At 43.9% G+C, this 25,148-nt stretch carries 26 protein-coding genes; 21 read left to right on the forward strand and 5 right to left on the reverse strand.

The window, feature by feature from the left end:
- Window positions 1-154: 154 nt before the first annotated feature.
- Together SC79_RS12105 and flhP are read left to right on the forward strand one after the other, a co-directional pair.
- A complete protein-coding gene (locus SC79_RS12105; protein ID WP_039075249.1) occupies window positions 155-967 on the forward strand; it encodes a flagellar hook-basal body protein in 813 nt (270 codons plus the stop codon).
- 32 nt (window positions 968-999) lie between these two features.
- Entirely contained in the window at window positions 1,000-1,809 is an 810-nt protein-coding gene (gene flhP / locus SC79_RS12110; RefSeq protein WP_039075250.1) for a flagellar hook-basal body complex protein FlhP, read from the forward strand.
- A gap of 20 nt (window positions 1,810-1,829) precedes the next feature.
- On the opposite strand, the gene SC79_RS12115 is transcribed toward flhP, so the two are convergent.
- Window positions 1,830-2,894: a response regulator aspartate phosphatase gene (locus SC79_RS12115; protein ID WP_039075251.1), complete on the reverse strand. Its 1,065-nt coding sequence runs from the start codon at window positions 2,892-2,894 to the stop codon at window positions 1,830-1,832.
- A 192-nt stretch (window positions 2,895-3,086) separates the two neighbouring features.
- On the opposite strand from SC79_RS12115, the gene fabZ reads away from it, so the two are divergent.
- Complete coding sequence (gene fabZ / locus SC79_RS12120) at window positions 3,087-3,512, forward strand: 3-hydroxyacyl-ACP dehydratase FabZ (protein ID WP_010328868.1); 426 nt, start codon at window positions 3,087-3,089, stop codon at window positions 3,510-3,512.
- A 73-nt stretch (window positions 3,513-3,585) separates the two neighbouring features.
- Window positions 3,586-3,978: a large conductance mechanosensitive channel protein MscL gene (gene mscL / locus SC79_RS12125; RefSeq protein ID WP_039075252.1), complete on the forward strand. Its 393-nt coding sequence runs from the start codon at window positions 3,586-3,588 to the stop codon at window positions 3,976-3,978.
- A gap of 157 nt (window positions 3,979-4,135) precedes the next feature.
- Here the strand turns inward: mscL and SC79_RS12130 are convergent, their stop codons facing one another.
- Window positions 4,136-4,546: a YwpF-like family protein gene (locus SC79_RS12130; RefSeq protein WP_010328866.1), complete on the reverse strand. Its 411-nt coding sequence runs from the start codon at window positions 4,544-4,546 to the stop codon at window positions 4,136-4,138.
- 174 nt (window positions 4,547-4,720) lie between these two features.
- On the opposite strand from SC79_RS12130, the gene SC79_RS12135 reads away from it, so the two are divergent.
- The 4 genes from SC79_RS12135 (at window position 4,721) to SC79_RS12150 (ending at window position 7,388) form a co-directional block, all read left to right on the forward strand.
- Window positions 4,721-5,104, forward strand: coding sequence for a hypothetical protein (locus tag SC79_RS12135; protein WP_039075253.1), 384 nt, complete (start codon window positions 4,721-4,723; stop codon window positions 5,102-5,104).
- A 76-nt stretch (window positions 5,105-5,180) separates the two neighbouring features.
- Window positions 5,181-5,522 (forward strand): single-stranded DNA-binding protein SsbB, encoded by a 342-nt coding sequence (gene ssbB / locus SC79_RS12140; protein ID WP_010328864.1) that lies wholly within the window; start codon window positions 5,181-5,183, stop codon window positions 5,520-5,522.
- Window positions 5,523-5,748: 226 nt separating this feature from the next.
- Window positions 5,749-6,525, forward strand: a complete 777-nt coding sequence (glcR, locus tag SC79_RS12145; protein WP_039075291.1) for a transcriptional regulator GlcR — start codon at window positions 5,749-5,751, stop codon at window positions 6,523-6,525.
- A gap of 5 nt (window positions 6,526-6,530) precedes the next feature.
- The gene (locus tag SC79_RS12150) at window positions 6,531-7,388 is read left to right on the forward strand and encodes a Cof-type HAD-IIB family hydrolase (protein ID WP_039075254.1); all 858 of its coding nucleotides are present in this window, start codon (window positions 6,531-6,533) and stop codon (window positions 7,386-7,388) included.
- Between the two features lie 133 nt (window positions 7,389-7,521).
- Here SC79_RS12150 and SC79_RS12155 read toward each other — a convergent pair whose 3' ends face one another.
- Together SC79_RS12155 and SC79_RS12160 are read right to left on the reverse strand one after the other, a co-directional pair.
- A complete protein-coding gene (locus SC79_RS12155) occupies window positions 7,522-10,290 on the reverse strand; it encodes a DEAD/DEAH box helicase (protein ID WP_039075255.1) in 2,769 nt (922 codons plus the stop codon).
- On the reverse strand, window positions 10,277-11,887 hold the full coding sequence (locus SC79_RS12160) for an SWIM zinc finger family protein (protein WP_039075256.1): 1,611 nt from the start codon (window positions 11,885-11,887) through the stop codon (window positions 10,277-10,279). The genes SC79_RS12155 and SC79_RS12160 overlap by 14 nt, the downstream gene beginning before the upstream one ends.
- A 204-nt stretch (window positions 11,888-12,091) precedes the next feature.
- Here SC79_RS12160 and SC79_RS20090 point away from each other — a divergent pair, with 204 nt between their 5' ends.
- The 12 genes from SC79_RS20090 (at window position 12,092) to SC79_RS12215 (ending at window position 21,773) form a co-directional block, all read left to right on the forward strand.
- The gene (locus SC79_RS20090; RefSeq protein WP_003221769.1) at window positions 12,092-12,235 is read left to right on the forward strand and encodes a hypothetical protein; all 144 of its coding nucleotides are present in this window, start codon (window positions 12,092-12,094) and stop codon (window positions 12,233-12,235) included.
- Between the two features lie 231 nt (window positions 12,236-12,466).
- Entirely contained in the window at window positions 12,467-13,213 is a 747-nt protein-coding gene (locus SC79_RS12165) for a YveK family protein (RefSeq protein WP_039075257.1), read from the forward strand.
- Window positions 13,203-13,919 carry a CpsD/CapB family tyrosine-protein kinase gene (locus SC79_RS12170; RefSeq protein ID WP_039075258.1) on the forward strand — a complete coding sequence of 239 codons (717 nt, stop codon included), beginning with the start codon at window positions 13,203-13,205 and terminating at the stop codon, window positions 13,917-13,919. The genes SC79_RS12165 and SC79_RS12170 overlap by 11 nt, the downstream gene beginning before the upstream one ends.
- Before the next feature lie 49 nt (window positions 13,920-13,968).
- Window positions 13,969-14,733 (forward strand): tyrosine-protein phosphatase, encoded by a 765-nt coding sequence (locus SC79_RS12175; protein ID WP_039075259.1) that lies wholly within the window; start codon window positions 13,969-13,971, stop codon window positions 14,731-14,733.
- Between the two features lie 195 nt (window positions 14,734-14,928).
- On the forward strand, window positions 14,929-16,251 hold the full coding sequence (locus SC79_RS12180; protein ID WP_039075260.1) for a UDP-glucose dehydrogenase family protein: 1,323 nt from the start codon (window positions 14,929-14,931) through the stop codon (window positions 16,249-16,251).
- 372 nt (window positions 16,252-16,623) lie between these two features.
- Window positions 16,624-17,046, forward strand: coding sequence for a YwqH-like family protein (locus tag SC79_RS12185; protein ID WP_039075261.1), 423 nt, complete (start codon window positions 16,624-16,626; stop codon window positions 17,044-17,046).
- 9 nt (window positions 17,047-17,055) lie between these two features.
- Window positions 17,056-17,316, forward strand: a complete 261-nt coding sequence (locus SC79_RS12190; RefSeq protein WP_010328853.1) for a YwqI/YxiC family protein — start codon at window positions 17,056-17,058, stop codon at window positions 17,314-17,316.
- 18 nt (window positions 17,317-17,334) lie between these two features.
- On the forward strand, window positions 17,335-19,152 hold the full coding sequence (locus SC79_RS12195) for a T7SS effector LXG polymorphic toxin (RefSeq protein WP_039075262.1): 1,818 nt from the start codon (window positions 17,335-17,337) through the stop codon (window positions 19,150-19,152).
- Window positions 19,153-19,157: 5 nt separating this feature from the next.
- On the forward strand, window positions 19,158-19,709 hold the full coding sequence (locus tag SC79_RS12200) for a hypothetical protein (RefSeq protein ID WP_039075263.1): 552 nt from the start codon (window positions 19,158-19,160) through the stop codon (window positions 19,707-19,709).
- Window positions 19,710-19,785: 76 nt separating this feature from the next.
- Window positions 19,786-20,439: a hypothetical protein gene (locus SC79_RS12205; RefSeq protein WP_039075264.1), complete on the forward strand. Its 654-nt coding sequence runs from the start codon at window positions 19,786-19,788 to the stop codon at window positions 20,437-20,439.
- Between the two features lie 139 nt (window positions 20,440-20,578).
- Entirely contained in the window at window positions 20,579-20,941 is a 363-nt protein-coding gene (locus tag SC79_RS12210) for a hypothetical protein (protein ID WP_039075265.1), read from the forward strand.
- Between the two features lie 115 nt (window positions 20,942-21,056).
- Window positions 21,057-21,773: an endonuclease V gene (locus SC79_RS12215; protein WP_039075266.1), complete on the forward strand. Its 717-nt coding sequence runs from the start codon at window positions 21,057-21,059 to the stop codon at window positions 21,771-21,773.
- Between the two features lie 30 nt (window positions 21,774-21,803).
- On the opposite strand, the gene SC79_RS12220 is transcribed toward SC79_RS12215, so the two are convergent.
- The gene (locus SC79_RS12220) at window positions 21,804-22,670 is read right to left on the reverse strand and encodes an AraC family transcriptional regulator (RefSeq protein WP_039075267.1); all 867 of its coding nucleotides are present in this window, start codon (window positions 22,668-22,670) and stop codon (window positions 21,804-21,806) included.
- A 156-nt stretch (window positions 22,671-22,826) separates the two neighbouring features.
- On the opposite strand from SC79_RS12220, the gene SC79_RS12225 reads away from it, so the two are divergent.
- Window positions 22,827-25,115 (forward strand): beta-L-arabinofuranosidase domain-containing protein, encoded by a 2,289-nt coding sequence (locus SC79_RS12225; RefSeq protein WP_039075268.1) that lies wholly within the window; start codon window positions 22,827-22,829, stop codon window positions 25,113-25,115.
- Window positions 25,116-25,148: the final 33 nt, after the last annotated feature.

Consider the following 25,148-nt stretch of genomic DNA (forward strand, 5'->3'; position numbering starts at 1 on the left):
AACCTCATTCTGAAAAAGAATGAGGTTTTTTTATGAAAAAGCCTTCACGAATGGATGATTAATGACGATAATAGGATTAAAATACTGATTTTTATTATAGAACGAACGTTCCTACATGACAACTGGAAAAAATGCCATTTTAGAGGTGGAAAATTTGTTAAAAGGATTATATACAGCAACATCCGGAATGATTGCCCAGCAACGCAGAACGGAAATGCTTTCAAATAACATTGCAAATGCCAATACATCAGGATATAAAGCAGAACAAGGCTCTATGCGCGCCTTTCCTGAGATGCTGCTAAACAGAATAGAATCAAAATCTCCGTCCGGAACATCGAAGACAGAAATCGGTTCTGTGAATACAGGTGTGTATATGCAAGAACTTAAGCCTCTTTTCACACAAGGAAGCTTAAAGTCCACAGATCAGCCTACAGACATCACATTGGTCGAAAATCAAGTCCCGGTTCATGCGGAAACCAATGAAAACGCGGCTCTTTTTTACCCGGTTCAGACAGCGGATGGGATCCGTTATTCTAAGAGCAGCACATTTTCGCTAAATGGGGATAATCAGCTGACGATCAATGGAAATCCGATTTTATCTACGGATGGCCAGCCAATCACAGTTGATAATGAGAATTTCTCTGTGTCTGAAAATGGTACTGTCACAACGAACGGGCGGGCAGCAGGCCAAATTGATGTCAGAATGGCGGAGGATGTCCGCGATTTGAAACGAGACGGCAATGATTTATACAGTACGGCGGACGGCAACGATCTGCCAAGCGCAGCCGGAAATAACCAGGTATCCTATTCATTAAAGCAAGGCGTTTCTGAGCTTTCAAACGTGGATGTGACTAGCGCCTATACAGAAATGACTGAAGCGTACAGATCGTTTGAGGCCAATCAGAAGGTGATTCAGGCTTACGATAAAAGTATGGATAAAGCAGCCAATGAAATCGGTAAAATCTAAGATAATGGAAGAAAAAACGGGGGACATCAACTATGCTCAGGTCAATGCTAACGGCATCAACAACCTTAAACCAGCTGCAGCAGCAAATTGACACAATCAGCAGCAATCTTTCAAACAGCAATACAACCGGCTATAAGGCAAAAGATACGAACTTTTCCGAACTAGTCAGACAGCAATTCGCTCAGGTTGATGAAAAAAACGAGGAAGTGGCAGAGGCCCGAAAAACGCCGCCCGGCTTGCGCCTTGGCGTCGGAGCGATGATGCATTCACGCCTTGTGTCTGATCAGGGAAGCATTCAAAAGACGGATCGCGACCTGGATATCGCGTTTACGTCTCCATACCAATATCTTCAGGTGAACGTAAATGGCAGCCGCCAGTACACGAGGGACGGAGCGCTGTATGTAACGCCTTCAGCTGCGAATGCCAACCAGCTTCAGCTCGTTACTGGAGATGGGTATCCGGTGCTTGATGAAAACGGCAATACAGTGAACATCGACAGCACAATGAAGAATATCACCATCAATGAAAACGGCACCTTAACCGCATCGGACGGAAACGCGGTCCAGCGGTTTAATCTCGGAGTTGTCCAAGTGAATAACCCTCAAGAGCTGAAATCGGAAGGGAATAACCTTTTCTCGATTGATAATGAGGCAGCTTTTGAAGAGCTCAATGGCGCGAATAGACAAGATATCGGCATGCAGCAAGGCTCGCTTGAGATGTCCAATGTTGATATTTCAGAACAAATGACAGATTTGATCACGTCCCAGCGTTCTTATCAGCTGAACAGCAGAACAATTACAATGGGAGATCAAATGCTCGGTTTAATCAATTCAGTGAGATAATAAGAAATGGGCGTTTTCAATCAGCCGCGCATGATAAAAAAAGCGGCTTTTTCGAAATCGTCCTTTTTTTTGTAGTATTCCGTGATATCTTCTACAAGCACTTCTAAATCCACCCAAGCTTCAATTTTTTCTAACTCAAGCACATATTCGAGCAGCTGGTCATAGGGGTCTTCAACTGATGTATAGAGCGCCTCAAGCGTTTTTAATTTTAAATAAATGGTTTGAATGTCTACCTTTTCAGATAATTCTTTCCCTTTTTGCAGGATGGCTTTCGCTTCTGTGATCTGACCTGTTTTAAAGAGCGCTCTGACAGATTCGTACACACAGTGCAAATACGAGACTGGAGAATTCGTTTCAAACTCCTGATTCTTCAGTACTTTTTTAAAGTAAAGAAGCGCTTCCTGGTCTTTTTTTTCGGTCGCCTTTAAAAAGCCAAGATTATAATAAGCGTGGCACAGCAGGTTTTCGTCATGTAATTGCCGAGTTTTCCTAATGATTTCTTCGAAAAGCTGCTCAGCTTTTTCATAGCGTTCTTGATCAATATAATTAACGGCGAGCAAAAGCTTGCAGGTGACCACCTTTTTGATATAGCCGAATTGCTGTAAGTAGATATCTAATGCTTTTTTGACGTATTGGATGGAAAGCGGCGGTGATTTCATCAAGTAATAGGCGCCGGCGGTTTGATAATATAATTCAGCGGCTTCAAACCTGTTTTGAATGGCTGACAGGTACTGTTCAGCTTGTTTAAAATGATTCACTGCATGTTTCGGAGCTGTTTTTACCATTTCGTATAATCCTGAAAAAAAATACAGATAATATTTCAATTCATCATTCATTTTGTCTTCCAGACCGTATAGATCTTCAAACAATTCGTCAAGCCCGTTCTGGTTTTCAAAAAGAAGCTGATGGCGCGCCTGAAACAATTGATAACGCATCCAAAGTTTTGTGTTCTTTTTGAGCTTCGGAAGGTGCTGGTCAATTTTCTCTTTTACTGAGCACACATGATTCATTTTGCGTTTGCTCATTGCAGAGTGCCACTCGTCTAACATGGTTTGCATCCTTTTTTCAATAAACTTCGAAATCATTTTCCTACCTCTTTGCTATTGGTAAAATCTATAATTATCATATCATAACTATTGACGGCTCTCATTGACAGTTGGTTACATCTTAGCGCCGGTTGAAAAAGAGATTAATTCATAATATACTTTTCAGATGTACAGATTGGATCTTTGATGATTGCTATACATACAAATGCAGATGAAGGAGATGTCAAGAGAATGCTTGATACTCAGCAAATTAAAGAAATTATTCCTCACCGTTATCCGTTTTTGCTTGTAGACCGGATTACGGAAGTTGAAGAAGGCAAACGGGCAAAAGGCTATAAAAATGTAACCGCAAATGAAGAGTTCTTTAACGGACATTTTCCCCAGTATCCGGTCATGCCCGGCGTATTAATCGTAGAAGCGCTTGCTCAAGTCGGAGCTGTTGCGATGCTGATTAAAGAAGAAAACCGCGGCAGACTGGCATTCTTTGCAGGCATTGATAATTGCCGATTTAAAAAACAAGTTAAGCCTGGTGATCAGCTTCATCTTGAAGTGGACATCATTCGTGCGCGCGGCACAATCGGGCGCGGGAAAGGCGTGGCTACAGTCGATGGCGAAGTCGTTTGCGAAGTTGAATTGACTTTTGCTCTCGGAGAATAAATGTTTAAAGGCAGATGGGCGGCGGCACATTTGTCTTTTTTCTTTCAAAACATGAGAAAAAGCAGGTGATTGTATGTGGAATGAATTTAAGGCTTTTGCCATGCGCGGGAACATCATGGATCTCGCGATTGGTGTTGTTATAGGCGGCGCGTTTGGAAAGATCGTCACATCTCTAGTCAATGATATCATCATGCCATTGGTGGGCTTGCTGCTGGGAGGGCTTGATTTTTCAAGCCTGTCGTTTAGCTTTGGCGATGCTGTAGTGAAGTACGGCAGCTTTATACAGACGATCGTGAATTTCTTAATCATATCGTTCTCTATATTTATTGTGATTCGGATTTTGAATGGGTTAAGACGCAAAAAAGAAGCAGAAGAAGAGGCGGCCGAGGAAGCGGCAGATGCGCAAGAGGAGCTGCTGAAGGAAATCAGAGATCTGCTGAAGCAGCAAACAAGGTCGCCGGAATAAGAAGACTGCCGTTTTGAAACGGCGGTTTCAGATTGTTGACAAAATCCTAAAACGGTTTTCGTTTTAGGATTTTGTCATGTAACATTTCAGCCCGCACCGATAAGAGAAAAAAGACTCCTTGCATCTTTCGCTCTTCAACCTGGCATCTCTCTCATTTCTATATTTTTTGCTTAAACGCCTCAATCAGCTTATTTCCTGTATAGCCCTCTTTGACAAGGGACTCCAGAAGGGTTTCTGTGCCATGCTGTTTTCTTGTGACCATTTGTCCGTAGATTAAAACCTGTATGCTTTCTTCCAGCTTGACGATATTTTTCACTGCCGCTGTCAGCTGGGCGGGGCGATTGCTTTGTTTGGTGATCGTTACAAATACTGTGGCTTCCGTTTGGCTGTTTTGAAGCTGTTCAAAAAAAGACAGATGTTCTTTCGCTACAAGCGCCTCAATCAGCCAGTGATTTTCACCGTCTTCTTTATTTATAATCAGTCCGTCAATAAGGGGAAACTGTTCAATTGATTTCTCTTCCTTGTCCACTCGTTCCACATTCAGGTCAACCAGTTTAAAGGTTTTCATTTCTATTCTCACCCCGATTACTTCCAAAGTTTTCTTGCCTTCCATTATAACATAAACGTTTTTGCGGAAAAAACGTGCAATGCAGGGACTTAAGAACTTTGTATTGGCGAAACATTTAATAATTTCTATTTTTTCATTATACTGTAACTGACTAAGGATTACGGAGAGATGTATATGAATCAGTTTCGTTTAAAAGAAATTTATATTGACGGCACTCCTTCTGAAAATCGTATGATTCAAAAGGAAGAAACCTATATGTTAAGCCGTAAAGAAGTGTTTGAGGTTCATCTGAACAAAAAAAGAAAGGTAATCTTTTTATACGAGACGCATGATGGCATGGAACAGTATAAAATTGAGCTGTCGATGCCGGAAAAAAAACTGAGCTTTCAGTGGTTTGCATGGGATGGCTCTTCCTATGTGTGCATGAATACGCAAAATTGGCTGACAAGGCAAATATTTTTCAGGTTTTTAAAAAGTACATATTTCTTCAAAGGGAAAAAACAAAAGATGTTTTTAGCTGAAGGAAAAATGAAAACAAAAGATAAAAACATAGGCTGAAAGCCATTTTTAAGCGTTTTTCTTTTCTTATTGCATCATCTACAATACATGTAACCGCAAGGAGAGGAGGAATCGCATGTTCAATCAGGTCATGCTTGTCGGACGTCTTACAAAAGATCCTGAGCTTCGCTACACTTCTGCCGGAGCGGCAGTTGCACACGTTACGCTCGCGGTAAACCGCAGTTTCAAGAATGCTTCAGGTGAAATCGAAGCCGATTACGTCAACTGCACGCTTTGGAGAAAAACCGCTGAAAACACGGCGCTATATTGCCAAAAAGGTTCTCTCGTTGGCGTTAGCGGACGGATTCAGACAAGGAGCTATGAAAACGCAGACGGCGTTAACGTGTATGTAACGGAAGTGTTGGCTGACACTGTTCGTTTTATGGACTCAAAACCCCGGGAAAAAGCTGCCGATTGACATCGCCCTGATCCTCCCGTTTTCTATCCATTCATGATGATTCGAATCTTCGCAACATCCCCTCGCAATTGACCAGTCGACCAGACTGGTCTGTTTTTTTGAATGCATTTAGGAAAAATTGGTTCATAAGATGCATTTTTACTTAAAAACACTTAAAAATATTGATTGTATTTTTGTTGAAACTTATAATTACTTAAAGATGATAGATCAGAAAAGGAATGAGGGCGTGTACCAAGAAGAAAGATTAGTAGCCATTTTGGATTTTTTAAAACAGCATAACCGAATTACAACGGAGCAGATCAGTACGCTCCTTCAAGTGTCAAGAGATACAGCCAGACGGGACCTTGTGAAGCTGGAGGAACAGAAAGCCATCATCCGCACAAGGGGCGGCGCCATTTTGCCGACTGTGCACCAGAAAATTCAAAGTTATTCCGGGCGCCTGAAAACAGTGTCGGAGGAAAAAACCGAGATCGGCAGGCTTGCTGCATCGCTCATTCATAATGGTGAGCGGGTGATTTTAGATGCGTCTACAACCGTTCAGGCATGTGCGGAGCATTTGAATGCGGATGATTGCACGGTGATTACCAACTCAATTAACCTCGCTGAAGTGCTGTCAGATAAGGAAGGAATTGAAATCTATCTGCTCGGGGGCAAGCTGGAAAAGGAGCACCGCTTTCTGTACGGCGCCTCTGTGATTGAAAAGCTCTCAAGCTATCACGTCGATAAAGCGCTGATCGGTGTGGTCGGCATTTCCGAACATGGCATTACAATTGCGCATGAAGAAGATGGCATGGTGAAGCGAAAAATGATTCAGCAGGCAAAGCAGGTGATCGCGCTTGCAGATCATTCAAAACTGGGAAGTGCCAGTTTTTACCAGTATGCGGAGCTGAGCGAAATTGATCTCTTGATCACAGACAGGCTCCCGAGTCAGGCGTTTTGTGATTTGCTTGACCGAAACGGGGTGGAACTGCTCGTGACAGAGCAGGATGAAGGAAAGGGCTGACAAACGTGACATTAATTGCGATTGACTTAGACGGGACCTTACTCAACAGCAAGCATCAGGTAAGCGTGGAAAATGAAAATGCGCTGCGGCAGGCGCAGCGAGACGGCATTGAAGTGGTGGTGTCGACCGGGCGCGCTCATTTTGACGTTGAGTCGATCTTTGAGCCGCTCGGAATTAAAACGTGGGTCATCAGCGCGAACGGTGCTGTCATTCACGATCCCGACGGCAGGCTTTATCATCAGGAAACCATTGATAAACAGCGGGCGTATGACATTCTCTCATGGCTTGAGTCGGAAAATTATTATTACGAGGTATTCACAGGTTCAGCCATATATACGCCGCAAAACGGAAAGGAGCTTCTTGATGTTGAGCTGGACCGATTCAGAAGCGCGAATCCGGAAGCGGATCTTTCTGTTCTTATGCAGGCGGCCGAGGTGCAATACAGCCAATCGGGCTTCGCTTACATTGACTCGTTTCAAAAGCTGTTTGAAACTGATCAGCAGATCAACTTTTATAATATTCTCGGATTTTCTTTCTTCAAGGAGAAGCTTGAGGCAGGCTGGAAAAGATATGAGCATGCTAAAGATTTGACGCTTGTCAGTTCGGCTGAGCATAACTTTGAACTCTCTGCCCGCAAAGCGTCCAAGGGACAGGCGCTGGTGAGGCTTGCGAAACGGCTGAATATCCCGATCGAAAAAACCGCCGCTGTCGGTGACAGCTTGAATGACAAATCAATGCTGGAAGCGGCGGGAATCGGTGTAGCGATGGGCAATGCGCGGGAAGATATCAAAGCGATGGCCGACGCAGTCACCTTGACTAATGACGAAGACGGCGTCGCACATATGATTCATCATTTGCTGTAAGTATATTTGCTGCACCACAAGCACATTCTGTAGATAACCGGCGTAACGGATTCTTTGGACATTCCGGCGTGACGGCTATGAACGGAAAAAAGCTGGCTCTTTTTCAAAGAGCCAGCTTTTTTTACACTCATCACTATCGGGCTGAGGCGCTTAATGTAAACAATTCTTCGAGTTCCTGTGTGGAAAGCTCGGTAATCCAGTTTTCACTTTGGATAATTTGGTCGTTCAGGGTTTGCTTCGATTCAAGCATAACATCAATTTTTTCTTCGATTGTTCCCGTCGTAATCATTTTATGAACGTGAACAAAGCGTTCCTGGCCAATGCGGTAAGCCCGGTCAGTCGCTTGATTTTCAACCGCTGGGTTCCACCATCTGTCATAATGGATGACGTGATTGGCGGCGGTCAAATTGAGCCCGGTGCCTCCAGCTTTGAGTGAAAGAATGAGTGTCGGGTATTCTTTCTTCTGGAATCTCTCAACGAGTGAATCCCGCTCCTGCTTAGAGAGGCTCCCGTTTAAAAATTGCACGGGTTCGCCGAACGTTTTTTCAAGCAGCCGTTTCATCATGTTCCCCATCTGAATGTATTGCGTAAAAATGAGGCAGCTTTCATTTTGGGCGCGGATCGCCGTCATCAGTTCCAGCAATTTTTCGAGCTTGACTGATCTGCCGGCCAGCAGCTCAGTTTGATCTTCTTTTAAATAAAGTGCGGGGTGATCACATATTTGCTTAAGGCGTCCAAGCATGCTGAGGATCAGCGCTTTTCGCTGCATGCCGGTCAGTGATGTCATATGGTCAAATGTGTCTTTGACAAGCTGCTCATAAAGTGACGCCTGTTCGGCTGACAGCGGGATAAATTCTTTTTCTTCCAGCTTTTCAGGAAGATTAAGCGCGACCTCTTCATCCCGTTTCGTCCGCCGGAGAAGGAACGGCCGGATTAATTGCTGAAGCTGTCCGATTCTTTTTTCGTCCCGGTCTTTTTCGATCGGCAGCACATAGCGTTTATGGAAGCCCGTCAGACTGCCGAGGTAGCCTTTATTCATAAAGTCAAAAATGGACCACAGCTCGGTCAAGCGGTTTTCCATTGGCGTGCCGCTCAGCGCGATATGGTGAAGCCCTTTCAGCTTTCTGATTGCGCGTGATTGCTTCGTATGCGCGTTTTTAATATTTTGCGCTTCATCAAGGCAGATCGCGTTCCATGTCACAGAAGACAGCTCTTCCGAATCGGCATGAGACAGTCCGTAAGAAGTGAGTACCACGTCTGCGTTTTCGTAATGCGCCTCGAAATCATCACCTTTTGGACGGCGCGGCCCGTAATGGAGCGCGACGGACAGGTCAGGTGCAAAGGTTTGAAGCTCTCGCTGCCAGTTGCCGAGTACGGATGTCGGTGCAATAATCAAATTGGGCGTTTTTTGCCGGCCGCTTTCCTTCACATGAAGAAAATAGGCGATCATTTGAATGGTTTTCCCAAGACCCATATCATCAGCCAGACAGGCGCCAAAACCGCTGTCCCGCAGAAACAGCAGCCAGTTCATGCCGTATTTCTGATAAGGGCGTAGCGTTCCTTGGAAAGAAGGACTGACTTCGTGCTCCGGCAGATTTTCCGCGGCCGTGAGCTTCCGAATCAGTGACCTGAGCTGTTTGGACAGATCAAATTGTATGCCGGCAAAAGCGGATGAATCAATCAGATCAGAATCCTCAAGCCCGCCTTCTCCCTGATCCATTAGTTCGCGCGCCAGAATATCAGACATATGAAGTCCTTCTGATTCCGCTTTTTCCATCAGGCGTTTCATTTGTTTGATAAACTGAGGATCAATTTTGACCCATTGTCCGCGGATATTCACGAGGCGCCTGTTGCTGGCGACAAGGTCGTTAAATTCAGCCTCGGTCAGCTCAATTCCATTTGTCGCAAACCGCCAGTTGAAATCAAGCAGCGCGTTCATGCCGACAAAGGACTCGCCGCGCGGGGCGGACGACACCTTTGCCTTTAGCATCATGTTGCTGTCTCTGACAATCTGCCACCAGGACGGCAGAAGAATTTCAACGCCCATATCGACCAGCGTCTCACTTGCTTCTGACAGGAAGATCCAGGCTTCTTCCTCTGAAATCAGCGTTGTCCCGGAATCAAATGACAGCCACGGAACCGTTCTATGAAAGCGGTCCTGCTCCCGCGCGATTTTATCGCTGTACGCCTGCCACGATTTTTTAAGGCTCTTCAGCCCGTCAAAGAATTCAACGGCGCCGCTCTTTTTATCGCGTAAAAACATCTCGATTTTCCAATCGTCTCCGTCAAAGTCCGGTTCATTTAAGCGCAGGCCGATGGTAAATGGAGATTGATCGTCAATCCAGCCAATCCCTTCAAGAAAATCCTCTTCATCGAGGAAATGTCCGCGAAATGACGTGACAGCAGGCGACTTCTCCGTGATATGTTCCCATCTCTCCCGCAGGTCATCGTCGTATTGGATGTAATCCTGCACAGCGGCGGAAAACCAATCCGCCGTAAAGCCTTCCAGTATATCGTCGCTGTCCTTCCAGCGAAACACACCGTTTGTCCATGCTTCATAGTCAGGCAGAAAATCGCCGTCCGCAATAAATTCATAGATGGTCGATGCCGCCTCGATCAGCGGCTCCGTTTCTTCTGTGAGCTGCACGGAACTGAATGAGTTGAACGAGTTTTTGCCGAGAAGTTCAACAGTCATCCATGGAGAAAGCAGAACAGCGGTTGTCCCGATGAAGCTGACATCCTCAAGAAAGGTACCGTAAAATGAGGATTCATGCCATTGGAACAAATGTCTTTTCATATGGCTGTAGGAAAGGGGCTGCTCATTCTCATCAAAGGCTGAGAGCGTAAATGACCCATCTTCCATTTGTTCTACGTGGATGAGAATTTCTTTAAGACTCGCCATCAATCAACTTTCCTTTCTGCAGTTCTTCTTGAAGTGCGCGCAGGCGCTTGTAATGCGAGCTCAGCTGCTGAATATACCGCTCCCACACCTTCAGCTTTTTCGCTTTTCTGTACAGGGTGCGCAGTTTTTTCAAATACCGGGCGGCTTCCTTGTACGAGCTGCGGTTCTTCTGATCGATAAAAAAGGCCACTTCTCTATGGTAAGCCGGAATAAGCGCCTCAGGATCGCTCGCAGCAATTTCCTTCAGCATCATTTTATCCATTTCATAGATGGAAAAGCCGACAAGACTGTGAATTTCGATCCACTCGGCGTACCTTTTTTTCTCATATAAATGATGGCTGTATTCTGTGAACGTATACGGCAGACAGCCTGCAGCATAGCGTTCAAACAGCGCTTGGTCATTGGTTTGCTTCACATAGGCATTCAGCAGAAGAAACAGCTCGCCGATCACATCTCGAATCTCTTTAAACGGCTTATCGAGTTTCGTATAACCTATCGCAATTGGTTCAATTCGCTGATACCAAGTTTTCAGCCGTTTCCAATCCTTCTTGGCAGTCATTTCACTCAGCCATTGAAACGTATACGGCAGCGCTTCCGGCGGGAATTGGCCAGCTTCCGCAAAAATTACATCGTCATTCTTTTGCAGGAATTCCAAATGCAAACGCCCGAATTGCAATTCAGGAGAAAAACGCCGTCCGGCTTCTTTATTCAATATATCCCTTTCGAGCGTCACCCACTTTGGCCGCGACAGCAGCCCGCTCCAAATTTCACCGAAAATGCGGATGCGTTCATATTGAAAAATGTCTTCTTTCAAAAGCAAATGCCGGATCACATCCGGTGTTTTCTCCAAAAATGGATCAAGCGCAAATGAAAGCGCGTATGTTTTTAATTTATCAATAGAGCTGTAGATCGTATCCATCAGCTGTTCAACATAAGGATTGAGGGAATAAAAGTCTTGCTCGGGGTTCAGTTTGCCCGCTTCAATCAATGTAAACATGCGAAGCCACACCGCGATCGCGGAATGAATCTGGTACAGGCTTTTCAGCTCCGGCTTGTTTGGCGTGTGCTTTTTTAAAGCGGACAGGTAGCCGTAATAGAGGCCTTGCATGTTTTGGCTGCCTTCCGGCGTTCGCGCCTGCCAGAGGGAGAACTCTGAATCAAAAAAAGCAAGCCAGCTGGAAAGCGATTCTTCATTGGGAAGCACTTTTTCCTGGAATTGCCGGCGGACGAGCTCTTTGCTTTCCTCGAGCTTTTCCCTCTCCAGCCAATGCTCTGTAAAGGTACCCACTCGCTCGAACATTGCATATACATATAAAAAAACAGCCAGCATATGGCGGCAGATTCTTCCGGACGGACATGAACAGCCGCTTTTGGCTATGACAAACAAGTTCAATGTGACCCGCACAGGCATAACATCCTGCACGTAAGCCGTAACTTCCGTCGGACTCACTGCTTGTAAACGATAGACTGAATCCTGCCGATATAAAATAAGTGCTTTTTTAATCAGCTGAACATGTTCCTCATTGTAAGGAAGCAGTTCTTTCAACTGCTCAGCGGATGCCAGCACATCGTCTTTGGAAATTATATTCTGAAGCATGATTATCGCTCCTAACCGAGTCACGTAATAAAAAGATCCAATTTCTCTATTATATCGCAACACATCGCCCTGAAAAAGTTTTTCCTAAAAAAGGACATAAAAAATGGGATGTGTCGAATGATGTATTAGAGATTGCAAATTAAGAATCGGCATCATATAATAATCGTGTTTTCAACTTAATGGAAGCTGAAAGGAAACAAGAAGATGAGTGAAAAGAAATTGAATCAAGAGGAATTTCTGAAAATTTTGATGCATGCACATGAGATTGGTGAACGGTCATCTGAGATGACGACAAAGGAAATGCTTGAAAATTTGATTTCTCATATTAAAAATGGATATGCAACATAAGAATCCCGCACGCTTCATGCGGGGTTTTTTTATGCGAGATGACGTGACTGCCTGAATAGGAGAAAAAAAGGAAGTTTTGCAAATAGTGAAGATAGCGCTTTCGAAAATGTACGCAACATCAGGTTTTGTAAAAAAATGTCGAATAATGTCATGTGAAAATCTGGAGAAATGCGGTTTCTACGTTGTATAATCGTAGATGGAAAAGGATGCTATAAGAGATTTGGAGGTATCATGGGAGAATCTACTAGTTTAAAAGAAATATTATCAACGTTAAGAAAACGCATGCTTTTGATTATGATTGTAACAGCGGCTGCCACTGCTGCCGGCGGACTTATCAGTTTCTTCGCACTTACACCCATCTATGAAAATTCAACTCAGATTCTGGTCAATCAATCGAAAAACGATCGAAAAGAAGTCCGATTTAACGATGTCCAAACCAATCTTCAGTTAATCAATACGTATAACGTCATCATTAAGAGCCCTGCCATCTTAGATGAAGTCATTAAAGAAATGGGTTTGCCGATGACGTCTCAAGAGCTGAATGACAAAATTACCGTATCCAGCGAGCAGGATTCCCAAGTGGTCAACATATCAGTCAAGGATGGAAACGCGGAAACAGCGGCTCACATTGCCAACACCATCGCATCTGTCTTTCAAGACAAAATCACAACCATTATGAATGTTGACAATGTCAGTATTCTGTCAAAAGCCGAGGTTTCAGGACATTCATCACCTGTTTCGCCAAAGCCGCTCCTAAACATTGCGATCGCGTTCGCGGCGGGATTGGCGGGAAGCGTTGGACTGGCCTTCCTGCTTGAGTATTTGGACAATACGATCAAATCGGAAGAGCAGCTCGAATCCTTGCTGGACATACCTGTTTTAGGGACGGTTTCCACCATTGCGAATGAGCAGAAAACAACGACAAGCTTACACGGCATCCAATCTGAAAAAGCGGGGAGTGGACATTTTGGCGCTTAGAAAAAGCAGAGGGTCTTGGATGCGCAGGACTGTCATTGCGATGTCAGAGCCGAAGTCCTTGAACTCAGAGCAATATCGGACGATTCGTACAAATATAGAATTTGCTTCAGTGGACCGCCAAATGAAATCTGTGATGATTACATCGGCCAGTCCCGGCGAAGGAAAATCAACGACGGCCGCTAATCTTGCTGTCGTATTTGCCCAGCAGGGAAAAAAAGTGCTTCTGGTTGACGCTGATTTGCGAAGGCCAACAGTGCATACAGCCTTTCATCTTGAAAATATAATCGGTTTAACATCTGTTTTATTAAGGAAAAGCTCATTGAAACAGGCTGTGCAAGCCTCAAATGAAAAACAGCTTGACGTGCTGACGAGCGGCCCGATCCCGCCAAACCCGGCCGAGCTTCTCTCATCAAAGGGGATGAAAGAACTTGCCTACGAAGCGTGTGCGGCATATGACATGGTCATCTTTGATACGCCGCCCGTTCTCGCTGTAGCGGACGCACAGATTTTAGGGAGCGTGGCTGACGGTTCAATTTTGGTTATTTCAAGCGGGAAAACAGAAAAAGAACGAGCCGCAAAAGCGAAAGAGGCACTTGAATCGTGCAATAGCAAGCTCCTTGGAGCGATTATGAACGGGAAAAAGCGTTCGAGGAATGCTGCATACGGATACTATGGAAACAAGGATAACTTCATACAAAATAAATAACGTGCATTTTGCCCGTTATTTATTTTTGCGAAAAAAAGGGGGTTAAGACATGATAGATATTCACTGTCACATTCTTCCGGCAATGGATGATGGGGCAAGCGCTTCGGCCGAAAGCATAGAAATGGCAAGAGCCGCTGTTCACCAAGGAATTCGAACCATTGTAGCGACACCGCATCATAAGAACGGTGTGTATGAAAACGAGCCGGCGGCAGTTAAAGAAGCGGTAGCTCAGTTAAACAAACGTTTAATCAAAGAAGACATCCCGTTAACCGTGGTTCCGGGGCAGGAAATCAGAATCTACGGCGATTTGGAGCGGGACCTTGCTGAACGGCAGCTGCTCCCGCTGAATGATACAAAATACATCCTGATTGAGTTTCCGTTTGATCAGGTTCCCCGCTACGCGGAGCGGCTTTTTTATGATTTGCAGCTGAAAGGCTATATCCCGGTTATCGCCCATCCGGAACGGAACATGGAAATTCGTGAAAACCCGTCGCTTTTGTATCATCTTGTGGAAAAAGGAGCGGCATCTCAGATTACGTCAGGAAGTCTTGCGGGGATTTTCGGAAAACAGCTGAAAGCCTTTTCTCTTCGGCTGGCTGAAGCCAATATGATTCATTTCGTAGCCTCAGATGCCCATAATTTGAAAACTAGAGGCTTTCGTTACCAGGCAGCTCTTGCTGTGCTTGAGAAAGAATTCGGAACGGATTTGCCCTATATGCTGACGGAAAACGCCGAGCTCCTGCTGCAAAATCAGACAATCTTCAGACAGCCTCCGCAGCCGGTCAAAAGAAGAAAATTATTTGGACTCTTGTAAACAGCCGATTCTCCTATCACCACTTTCTTTCTGAGCGCGATATAATAGTATATTGTATGATTGAATCACATTTCAGAAATCTGTACAGGCTGCACCCGACAGGCTATGCGGGAGATCATCCGCATTCATGATAGGATGTTCTCATACGATAATACGAAAGCTGCAAAGCAGCAATTTAACTGTTGGAGGGAAACAATGAATATAACAGTCATCGGAACAGGTTATGTCGGTCTTGTGACAGGTGTTTCTCTTTCTGAGATTGGACATCATGTAACCTGCATTGATATTGACGCTCACAAGATTGATGAAATGAGAAAGGGCATTTCCCCCATATTTGAACCGGGTCTTGAAGAGCTGATGAGCAAAAATACAGCTGGTGGACGGCTGAATTTTGAAACGAGTTATGAGAAAGGCTTGGCGCTGGCAGACATTATTTTTATAGCGGTCGGAACACCGCAGAAAAGCGACGGGCACGCCAATCTGGAGCATATTACAGATGCGGCCAAACGCATCGCCCGGCATGTCAAACGAGATACTATCATCGTAACGAAAAGCACAGTGCCTGTCGGGACAAACGATTTGATTGAGGGGCTGATCCATCAACATCTTGCGGAGCCTGTCAGCATCTCGGTCGCATCCAATCCTGAGTTTTTGCGTGAAGGGTCGGCAATCTATGACACGTTCCACGGCGACAGGATCGTCATCGGAACAGCGGACCAGGCAACAGCCAAGACGCTTGCGGAGCTTTTCCGCCCGTTCCAAATCCCGATTTATCAGACGGATATCCGAAGCGCCGAGATGATCAAATATGCCTCAAATGCTTTTCTAGCCACTAAGATCAGTTTTATCAATGAGATTTCGAATATATGTGAAAAAGTCGGCGCCGATATTGAAGCGGTCGCGTCTGGCATGGGACAGGACCAGCGGATCGGGGGCCAGTTCTTAAAAGCCGGCATAGGCTACGGCGGCTCTTGTTTTCCGAAGGATACAAACGCTCTCGTGCAAATTGCCGGCAATGTCGAGCATGATTTTGAACTGCTGAAATCGGTCATCAAAGTCAACAATAATCAGCAGGCGATGCTGGTAGATAAAGCGCTGAACAGGCTCGGCGGGGTGACGGGAAAAACGATTGCCCTTTTGGGACTGTCATTTAAACCAAATACAGATGATATGAGGGAAGCGCCGTCGATTATCATCGCAAACCGTCTCGCTGCGCTCGACGCCCATATGAGAGCCTACGATCCCATTGCCGCGGACCATGCGAAGCGTGTTCTGCCAGAAGCCGTTGAATATAAAGAGACAATCGAGGAAGCTGTCAAAGGCGCTGACGCTGTCATGATTTTAACCGACTGGGCCGACATTAAACAATTCCCGTTAGCGGCCTATCAGAACTTGATGGAAACGCCGCTCATCTTTGACGGCAGAAATTGCTACACATTAGATGAAGCAGCTGCTGCAGGGGTGGAGTATTATTCTGTTGGACGGAAGGCGGTTGTTCCGGCAGGTGCAATTCAATAGTTGGAAAAGAGAAAACTGGCTGGGAGCCAGTTTTTTTCTATTTTACTAAGATCTAAAGCGAAAAAAATAACAAAATCAGAATGTGCTCTTTCGACAAGAGACACATCATGAATATCTGTTTCTTTCAAGTGCCTTTATCACTACGACTTTAGGTGTTTGTATCTTTGAAATCGCTCTCATTAGCTGCAAGACGAACAAAAACAAGATGATAGACCTACGAATTGTGAGTGTTATAAGCCTAATTTAAGCCGTTTACCCTATTTATGCCGCCTTCTGGCTATTTTAAAATATAATATATGGAAATAAAGTATGGAAAAGTCTATCTTCATCAGCTCATCCATACGACTTTTTGAGTATTAAGAGGTGATTCAGATGGGTTATGAAAGTAAGCTGGCGAATATCAAAAGTTCGCTTAACGGAAAAATTTCCGATATCGAAGACAAGATCGAAAAGCTGAAAAAAGCAAAAAAGGACATAGACACACTGCAAGAAGAGGCCATTACTGAAATCAAAGACATTGTGAAACCGGAATTGGGCAAGCACTGGACGGGAACAAAAGCGGATGATTTCGACAAGGGCAGAGAAGAGGCAAAATCGGAAGCTTCCAAGATTGTGAATGATAAGTATAACGAGTATATGGGTTCTATTAACGGAAAAATTTTAGATCTTGAAGTGGAAAAAGCCAAATATGCGTCGGAATTGATCATAGCAAATGGTGCAGCAGATCTTCTTAAAAAGGGAGAAGAATTCGCGGAAGAAGTCGGAAATACAATTAGACAACTAAAATGGTGGTGATCTTTTTTTATGTCAGAAATTAAGCTGAAATACGACACTGTTATCAAAACATTGGATTCTGTCAAAGATGCGCTGGCTGATGTATCAATCGGCGCCGCCGGATCCAATGGCAAGAACAATCTGGAATATACGAAAAAATACCATGAGCGCGAGGCAAGCATTAAAACCATGCTGGGCGATTATAAAAAAGCCGTCCAAAAAAACATAGAAGACACGAAAGACAATGTTGACTCACTGAAGGAGCAGGACGAGGCAATTGGCGCAAAATAGCATAGAAAGGGCTGTGCAATGAGTAAAGTATTCGAATCAAAGACTTTAATCGAAGAAGCGAAAAGCAGAAAAAAGCAATATGAAACGCTTGAAGAGCAGTTAGAAACCCTAAAAAAAGCGTTTCAGGCTGTAGCCGATCTAGGTCAAGATTTTACAGGGAAAGGCGCAGACAACATCAAAGATTTTTTTCAAGGACAGGCGGATATTGTAGACACGTGGCTGAAGCTTGTCTCGGCACAAATCGCTTTTTTAAAAGGGATTTCAGGGGATATCAAAGAAAAAGAATTAAAAGATCATTATGTGGAAACGTCATATCTGGAAAACGAGCTGACAAACGGGAGTTTGAAAGCGTCTGAAATCGTCTCCGCGCACAAATTGGAGATTGATAACATTCTCGCCGATCTTGTCGGCATTTTGGATTTATCCTCTTATTCTCTTAACGATTACGCAGACAAGATGTACGACGCACAAAAAATCCGGCGCGATACGATTACAGCGGTTGATGAATTGGACGAGTCGCTGACCACAGAATATCAAAACCTGCAGTCGCTCGATAATGCCGTGCTTGCTAAGTACACCGCTTTAATGCAAGCGACAAGCAAAGGAAAAAGCGCCTCTCCCATTCACTACAACAAAAAAGCATTCACCTCAAGCGAAGTGTATAAAGGTGCGATAGAAGCGGAAAAACAAGCGACGTCTTATATTGAGGCGAAAGAACAGCAAGCAGAAGCAAGGCGCCTTCAAGAAAAAGCGGAAGAAGAAGCGAATAAACCATGGTACGAAAAAACATGGGATGGCGTCTGCACCTTCACAGGCGAAGTCACCGGCTATTATGATACGATAAGAGCAACCGAAGGCTACGACCCTGTCACAGGAGAAAAACTCTCCACAGCCGAACGCGTCACAGCCGGCGCCATGGCAGCCGCAGGGTACATCCCGGTGGTCGGCTGGGCAGGCCGCGCCTTCAAAGGCGGAAAAGCCATCTACAAAACCGGAAAAGCGGCTATTGCCGCAGAACACGCATTAGACGCCTACAAAACAAGCAAATCCTTAGACATTCTCAAAATGTCAGAAATGGGCGCATACGGCCTAGTTGCATCAAACGGATTCTCTGAAGCGGTCACAGGACGGGATATGTTTGGTAACGAAGTGTCAGAGGAGAAGCGGAAGCAAGGTGCGCTGGAAGCGGCATTGAGTTTGGTTGGTGCAGGGGCGCTGGCGAAACATGTAGATAAAGGCATACCGCTTGCAACCCATTCAAAAGTCCAAAAAGCTAACAAGACACTAGAAAAAGTCAAACAATTCAAAGTCCCAACCAACGTCCGCGTGTACGCAGAACGCCCTGTAACTCCGGATGGCTCCACGTTCGGAATCCCGACAGTCCGTGTAGATGTGGAAAAGACGGCTGTGAAGGATCTTGGGATTGTGAAGATGGCGAGTAGCCAGTCGAAAAAACCTAAATGGGTGGAAAAACCTGAGGGGATGACTCAAAATGATTACGTTGCTCATAATGGTACTAACTACAGTAAAAAGAAACGGACTGAAGAATACAACGCTGCGATAGCTGACAGAGAGAAGATTGTTGGAGACAATTCAAATGGATATCGTTTAAAGGAACCAACTAAATGGATGGAAGACAGCGGCATGGTACAAATAAAAGAAAGGTTAAAAAGAAAGTCTTGGACAGATAAGGATGGATTTAATTGGCAATGGGATTCCCAACATGGCAAATTAGAAAAGTGGAACCGCAGAAGAACAGAGCATTTAGGAGAGTTTGATCCTGTAACTGGTAAGCAGACGAAAAAAGGCGAGCCTTCAAGAAGATGGGATGGTTAAATACTATGAAACATGGAATCAGATTTATTGTTGAATATCCTGAAATCGGTGACTTGCTTCATCGGCTATTTGTGAATAGGGAATTAGACGAATGGTACAAGAACAAATGTGCAGAGAAAGTAAAAGTGCCTGATGAATTTAATCAAATAAAAGGTTTGAAAAAAATTGAAGTTAGAGATTTGAAAAATCCTTCAGGAGAAATCAATTTCCACTTGCACGATCTTTCTGGGCAAAACGGATTTCATTTAGAGCAACAAATCAATATGAAAGTATCTAAATTAGCTCCTGTTTATGTATTAGATTATAGTTATTCCCTAAGACACGATTTAATCGATGGCGTTTATGATATTGTAGGGACCGCTGAATCTTTAGAATTCATTCAAGGAACGAACTATATCAATAAAATAATGCAAGAGAAAGGGTTTATCGAACTCAGTTATTTGTATGATTACTACGATACTGTGTATGAGTGGAGTGAATTGCCACATATTCAGCCTTTCAACAGAAGATTAACATTAGGAGATGCCTTGTTTACTGATGTATTAGAATTGCTATAGTTAAAAACTTGCCGTGTTATCATCGGCAAGTTTTTTTACAGATAGGATAACAATGTTGAGTGCAAGGAGAAGCGGGATGGATAGAGATCAAATTTCACAATTGCAGCCATTAAAAGTGTGTAATGACTGGTCTGTAGTACTGAACAATTTAAACTCAGAAAAAAGCACGGAAGAAAAATATAAACTACTAAAACTACAAAATGAAAAACGCAATGTCATTATTAAGGTAATATATAAAGATGATCAGTACTATATCAAAGTGGTCGGCTTAAAAACAGATGAGATTTATGAAGAAGTATCTTTTGACGAAATAGAACAATTATTAGAAGAGTTAGAATATCGAATCTGGAGTGTAGGAAGTGGAGTTTTAGAGGGTTTGCAGCCACTAAGCCAACAGGTTCCTAATTTTTTAAGGCTTAAGATACCAGCTGGTTGGACTGTTGATTATATTACATTAAAAGATACTGAACCTAAGACTCTAGAGGCAAATGATGATGCTTGGTTATTTGACTTTAATCAAGATCTCCTGCAAATTTCTCATAAAACAAAAAATTTGTTGCTTGATGTAGGGTGGTACCCAGAAGGGGATCCTACTGGTAGCTATGGCATTGAATTGATAAAAAACGGAGATTGGGAAAATCCTGTTGAGGATATTATATGCACTGAACTTAAAGAATTAATTAAACACTTAGATCATATTTTTATGAAAGAAATTAAAAATGAATACTAATAAAAAAGCAGGTTGAACTACCTTATTTTTCCAATTAGGCATCATTTGTCTAATTAGACTATTGACAGGAGCTTTCGCAAGTCAGAGATTAGAATATCATCAGATAGAAGTAAACTAGCTAACTATAGAGGTTATTATTGTGAGAAAACATGTTAAATTAGATGTCCCAAAAGCAAATTTACATCCCATAAGAATAACACAAGGTTGGAAGGTGAATTATAATCATTTTGTTGAAATAGATCCAAGAACTTTAGAACCGAATGACGAAGCTTGGTTTTTGTTCACAGACAGTTTGTTGCAGCTTTATCATGAACAATCCTCAATAACGCTTGACTTAGGATGGAATCCTGATATGTCGCCTGAAGGTAGTTATCTGGTTTTAATAGTTAAATATAATGATTGGGAAAATCCTATTAAAGAATTTTCATCAGATGATTATAAAAAAGTGATTTTATTCATTGAACATCATTTAAAACAAGTAACAACTACTTGGTGGAAGTAGGTTTAAGTATTAATGTTTAATGGGTGGGAATTATCCTCATGGAATTTCTTATCGCCTTGAAAGCACCTGAGCAGAGAAGTCTAATGTAAGAAGTAAAGAGAGGAAAACCATTGAAATGCAAATACATCAAGTTCACGATTTTCATCTAAAAAATGAATCCGATTTTGTTCAAACACAACAATCCCTTCAACCTCAAATCAATCTATCACCCACCATCACCCCAGACTCCATCAACACATGCGCGGGTGTCGACCTCGCTTATTGGGAGCAGGACGGCGAACCATACGGGGTGTGCAGCATTATGGTGATGGATGCTGAGACGAAAGAAGTCATAGAAAAAGTGCACAGCATGGGGAAAATCAGCGTGCCGTATGTTGCCGGTTTTCTTGCGTTTCGGGAACTGCCGCTGATCATCGAGGCGGCGAAAAAACTGGAAACGGAGCCGGATGTGTTTTTGTTTGATGGCAACGGGTATCTGCATTACAACCATATGGGCGTTGCCACCCATGCGGCTTTTTTTCTGGGGAAGCCGACGATTGGGATTGCGAAAACTTATCTCAAAATCAAAGGCTGTGATTTCGAGATGCCTGAAAATGAAGTTGGCGCATATACCGATATTATCATTGACGGCGAGGTATATGGCCGTGCCCTGAGGACGCGTCGTGACGTGAAGCCTATCTTTTTGTCTTGCGGAAATCATATTGATTTAGAAAGCAGCTATCAGATCACGATGACCCTGATCAATCAAGAAAGCAGGCTGCCAATCCCTGTCCGTCTAGCTGATCTAGAGACACATGTCTTGCGAACGTTCTATCAGAAAAACCACGTGTAACACTTGCAGACCGAGAACTGCAAGTGTTTTTTATGGGTTCCTGTATAGCTCGTTTATATATACAGACGGGGCTACTCCTGTGACCCGTTTGAACACTCTGCTGAAGTAATAAGGGTTAGAAAAGCCTAATGTGCTGCTGACTTCAGTTACGTTTAAGTTGCTTGTTTTGAATAGATCAATTGCCTGTGCGATCAGCAGTTCATTTTTATAGGCTGTGATGCTTTTCCCAGTTTGCTTTTTGAAAAGGGAGGAAAGGTAGGCATAATTCATTTCTAACTCGTTCTCAAAATCTTTGCTGACCAGTTTTGCATGCTTGTTACGATGCAGAAATTTAATCATTCGGCTGATGATCCTTGAAGAGCGGGTGCCGGCCTGGCCATTTATCGCATTGCTATACAGGTCAATAAACAATTGATAGGTGAGTGAACACGCTTGGAGCGCGCTGAAAGCACTTGGCGAGTCTAAGGCATGAATCATGTTGCTCAGCTGTTTTTCTGTGTACTCACGATGAGAGACAGATCCATTTTTTGGGAAGGTTAATTGCGATGAATAGGTGCGATCGAGAAGGATTGGTGAATTGTGAAATGGAGAAAACTCGTCCTTCTGATCCAGAGAAGGATCGGCATAAAAATGAATATAGTACCATTCGGTGCCGGGTGTGTAAAAATCGCCTCCCCAATGCGGTGTATTATTTTTAAGAAAAAGATATCCTCCCGCTTGAATGCGGTACTCATTTTCTTTCTCAAATACATGGATTGCGCCGTGTTTTACGTAAAAAAAGACATTGATGCTTTCCATCGTCCTGTCAGGATGCCGTAACGTCCCTTCTGTATCCTTCATATGTCCGGCTTCACGGATTTTAGGGAGATGATTAGCTTGGAGTTTGACTTCATACATGGTTTCACCATCTTTCGCTATACTTATCTTCAGTGTAACGGGTTTCATCTAAAAAAAGGATATGTTTTTGATAAATATTGAATTCACATTCCTTATCATCATTTGGATAATGAAAGCATCACCATGAATGATGAAACGTAATAGGGGGAGATCAAGATGGAAAATGTAACATTGTTAAAAGGCATGTTTTATGATTCTCAGATGAAAGGGAAGGAATATTTGCTTTTTTTGGATGTAGACCGTCTTTTGGCTCCTTGTTATGAGGCTGTATCACAGACGCCTAAAAAACCGCGCTACGGCGGGTGGGAGGCAAAGGAGATTGCCGGGCATTCGGTCGGCCATTGGCTGTCCGCCGCATCAGCTATGTACCGGGCATCCGGGGACGAAGAGCTGAAACGGAAAACAGCGTACGCAGTGAATGAACTGAGTCATATCCAGCAATTTGATCAAGAGGGATATGTAAGCGGTTTCCCTAGGGCGTGTTTTGATGAGGTGTTCAGCGGTGATTTTCGGGTGGACCACTTTAGTCTGGGAGGTTCTTGGGTGCCGTGGTACAGCCTCCATAAACTGTTTGCGGGATTAATAGATACGTATCGGCTGACCGGCAATCAGACGGCTTTACGTGTTGTCGTCAAGCTGGCTGACTGGGCAAAAAAGGGGCTGGATCGCCTGAACGATGAGCAATTTCAGCGAATGCTGATTTGTGAGCATGGCGGTATGAATGAGGCGATGGCTGATCTTTATCTGCTGACGAAAAACAAAGCATATCTTGAACTTGCGGAACGTTTCTGCCATCGCGTCATTCTTCAGCCTCTGGCGGAGGGGAAGGATGAGCTTGAAGGAAAGCATGCCAATACCCAAATTCCAAAGGTGATCGGCGCCGCCAAGCTGTACGACATTACAGGTAATGAAGCGTATAGGAATGCAGCGCTCTTCTTTTGGGAACAGGTTGTCTATCAGCGTTCCTACGCAATTGGCGGCAACAGTATCGGAGAGCATTTCGGAGCAGAAGGCAGCGAGGAGTTAGGGGTGACGACCGCGGAAACGTGCAATACGTATAACATGCTGAAATTGACAGCGCATTTATTCCGGTGGTTTCAAGAATCCAGATTTATGGATTACTATGAGAATGCGCTTTATAATCACATACTTGCTTCCCAAGATCCCGATTCGGGCATGAAAACCTATTTTGTTTCTACACAGCCGGGGCATTTTAAGGTGTATTGTTCACCGGAAGATTCTTTTTGGTGCTGTACCGGCACGGGAATGGAAAACCCCGCGCGCTATACGAAGCATATCTATCATATAGACCGAGACGATCTGTATGTGAATTTATTTATTCCTTCACAAATACATGTGCGGGAAAAACACATGCTAATCGCCCAGGAAACCTCTTTCCCAGCAGCGGAACAAACCAGGCTGATGGTGAAAAAAGCCGATGGCGTGCCTATGGCGCTTCATATTCGCATACCTTATTGGGCACATGGCGGCCTTAAAGCTGCGGTCAATGGGAAACGAATTCAGCCGGTTGAGAAAAACGGGTATCTTGTGATTCATAAACATTGGAACACAGGTGATTGTATTGAGGTTGATCTGCCGATGAAGCTCCATCTGTATCAAGCGAAGGACGATCCTAAAAAAAACGTCCTGATGTATGGACCGGTCGTATTGGCCGGGACACTTGGGACCGAGCGCTTTCCTGAAACAGATATACTTGCTGATCATCTCGCTCTTAATAACCATCCGTTAATTGATGTCCCTGTATTGGTAGCGGATCAGGGTCAGTTGGATCAATGGGTGACGCGGGTAGATGAATCATCACTCGTTTTTCAAACGAAACCGATCGGCCAGCCGGGGAATAAAGAAATGACTTTAATGCCGTTCTACAATGTGCATCATCAGCGATATTCCGTGTACTGGTACGTGATGAGCGAAGAGGAATATCTTGATTTTACAGATGAAGAAAAAGAAAAGCAGGAAATCATCAGACGCATAACAGTAGATGCCGTTCAGCCGAATGAACAGCAGCAGGAGATAGAACACCACCTGAAAAAACAAAACTCTTACTCCGGTTACGCGGATATTGTTCACAGAGGCTGGCGAGACAGCAGAGGAGACGGCTTTTTCAGTTATGAATTGAAAACAGAGCCAAGTCAACCCATGTATTTGCTGGTCACGTATTTTGGAAGTGATGATACCTTTCAAGCGGATGAACAAACTTACGAAAGACATTTTGAGATCATGATCGATGATCAATTACTGGCCAGGCAGCAGCTGAAGGCAAATCACCCGGGAAAGCTTTTTGATGTTTGTTATGACATTCCAGTTGCTTATACGAAAGGAAAAGAAAGAGTAACCGTCACGTTTAAATCCAGAGAGGGAACAGCAGCTGGCGGAGTGTTTGGGGTAAGGGTGATAAACGAAAAAACGGTTTTCAATAAATAATATCACTATCAATTGCTTGTTCACTCAAAAACT

Source organism: Bacillus sp. MSP13 (genome assembly GCF_000815295.1).
In the GTDB taxonomy this organism is placed as follows: Bacteria; Bacillota; Bacilli; order Bacillales; family Bacillaceae; genus Bacillus; species Bacillus vallismortis.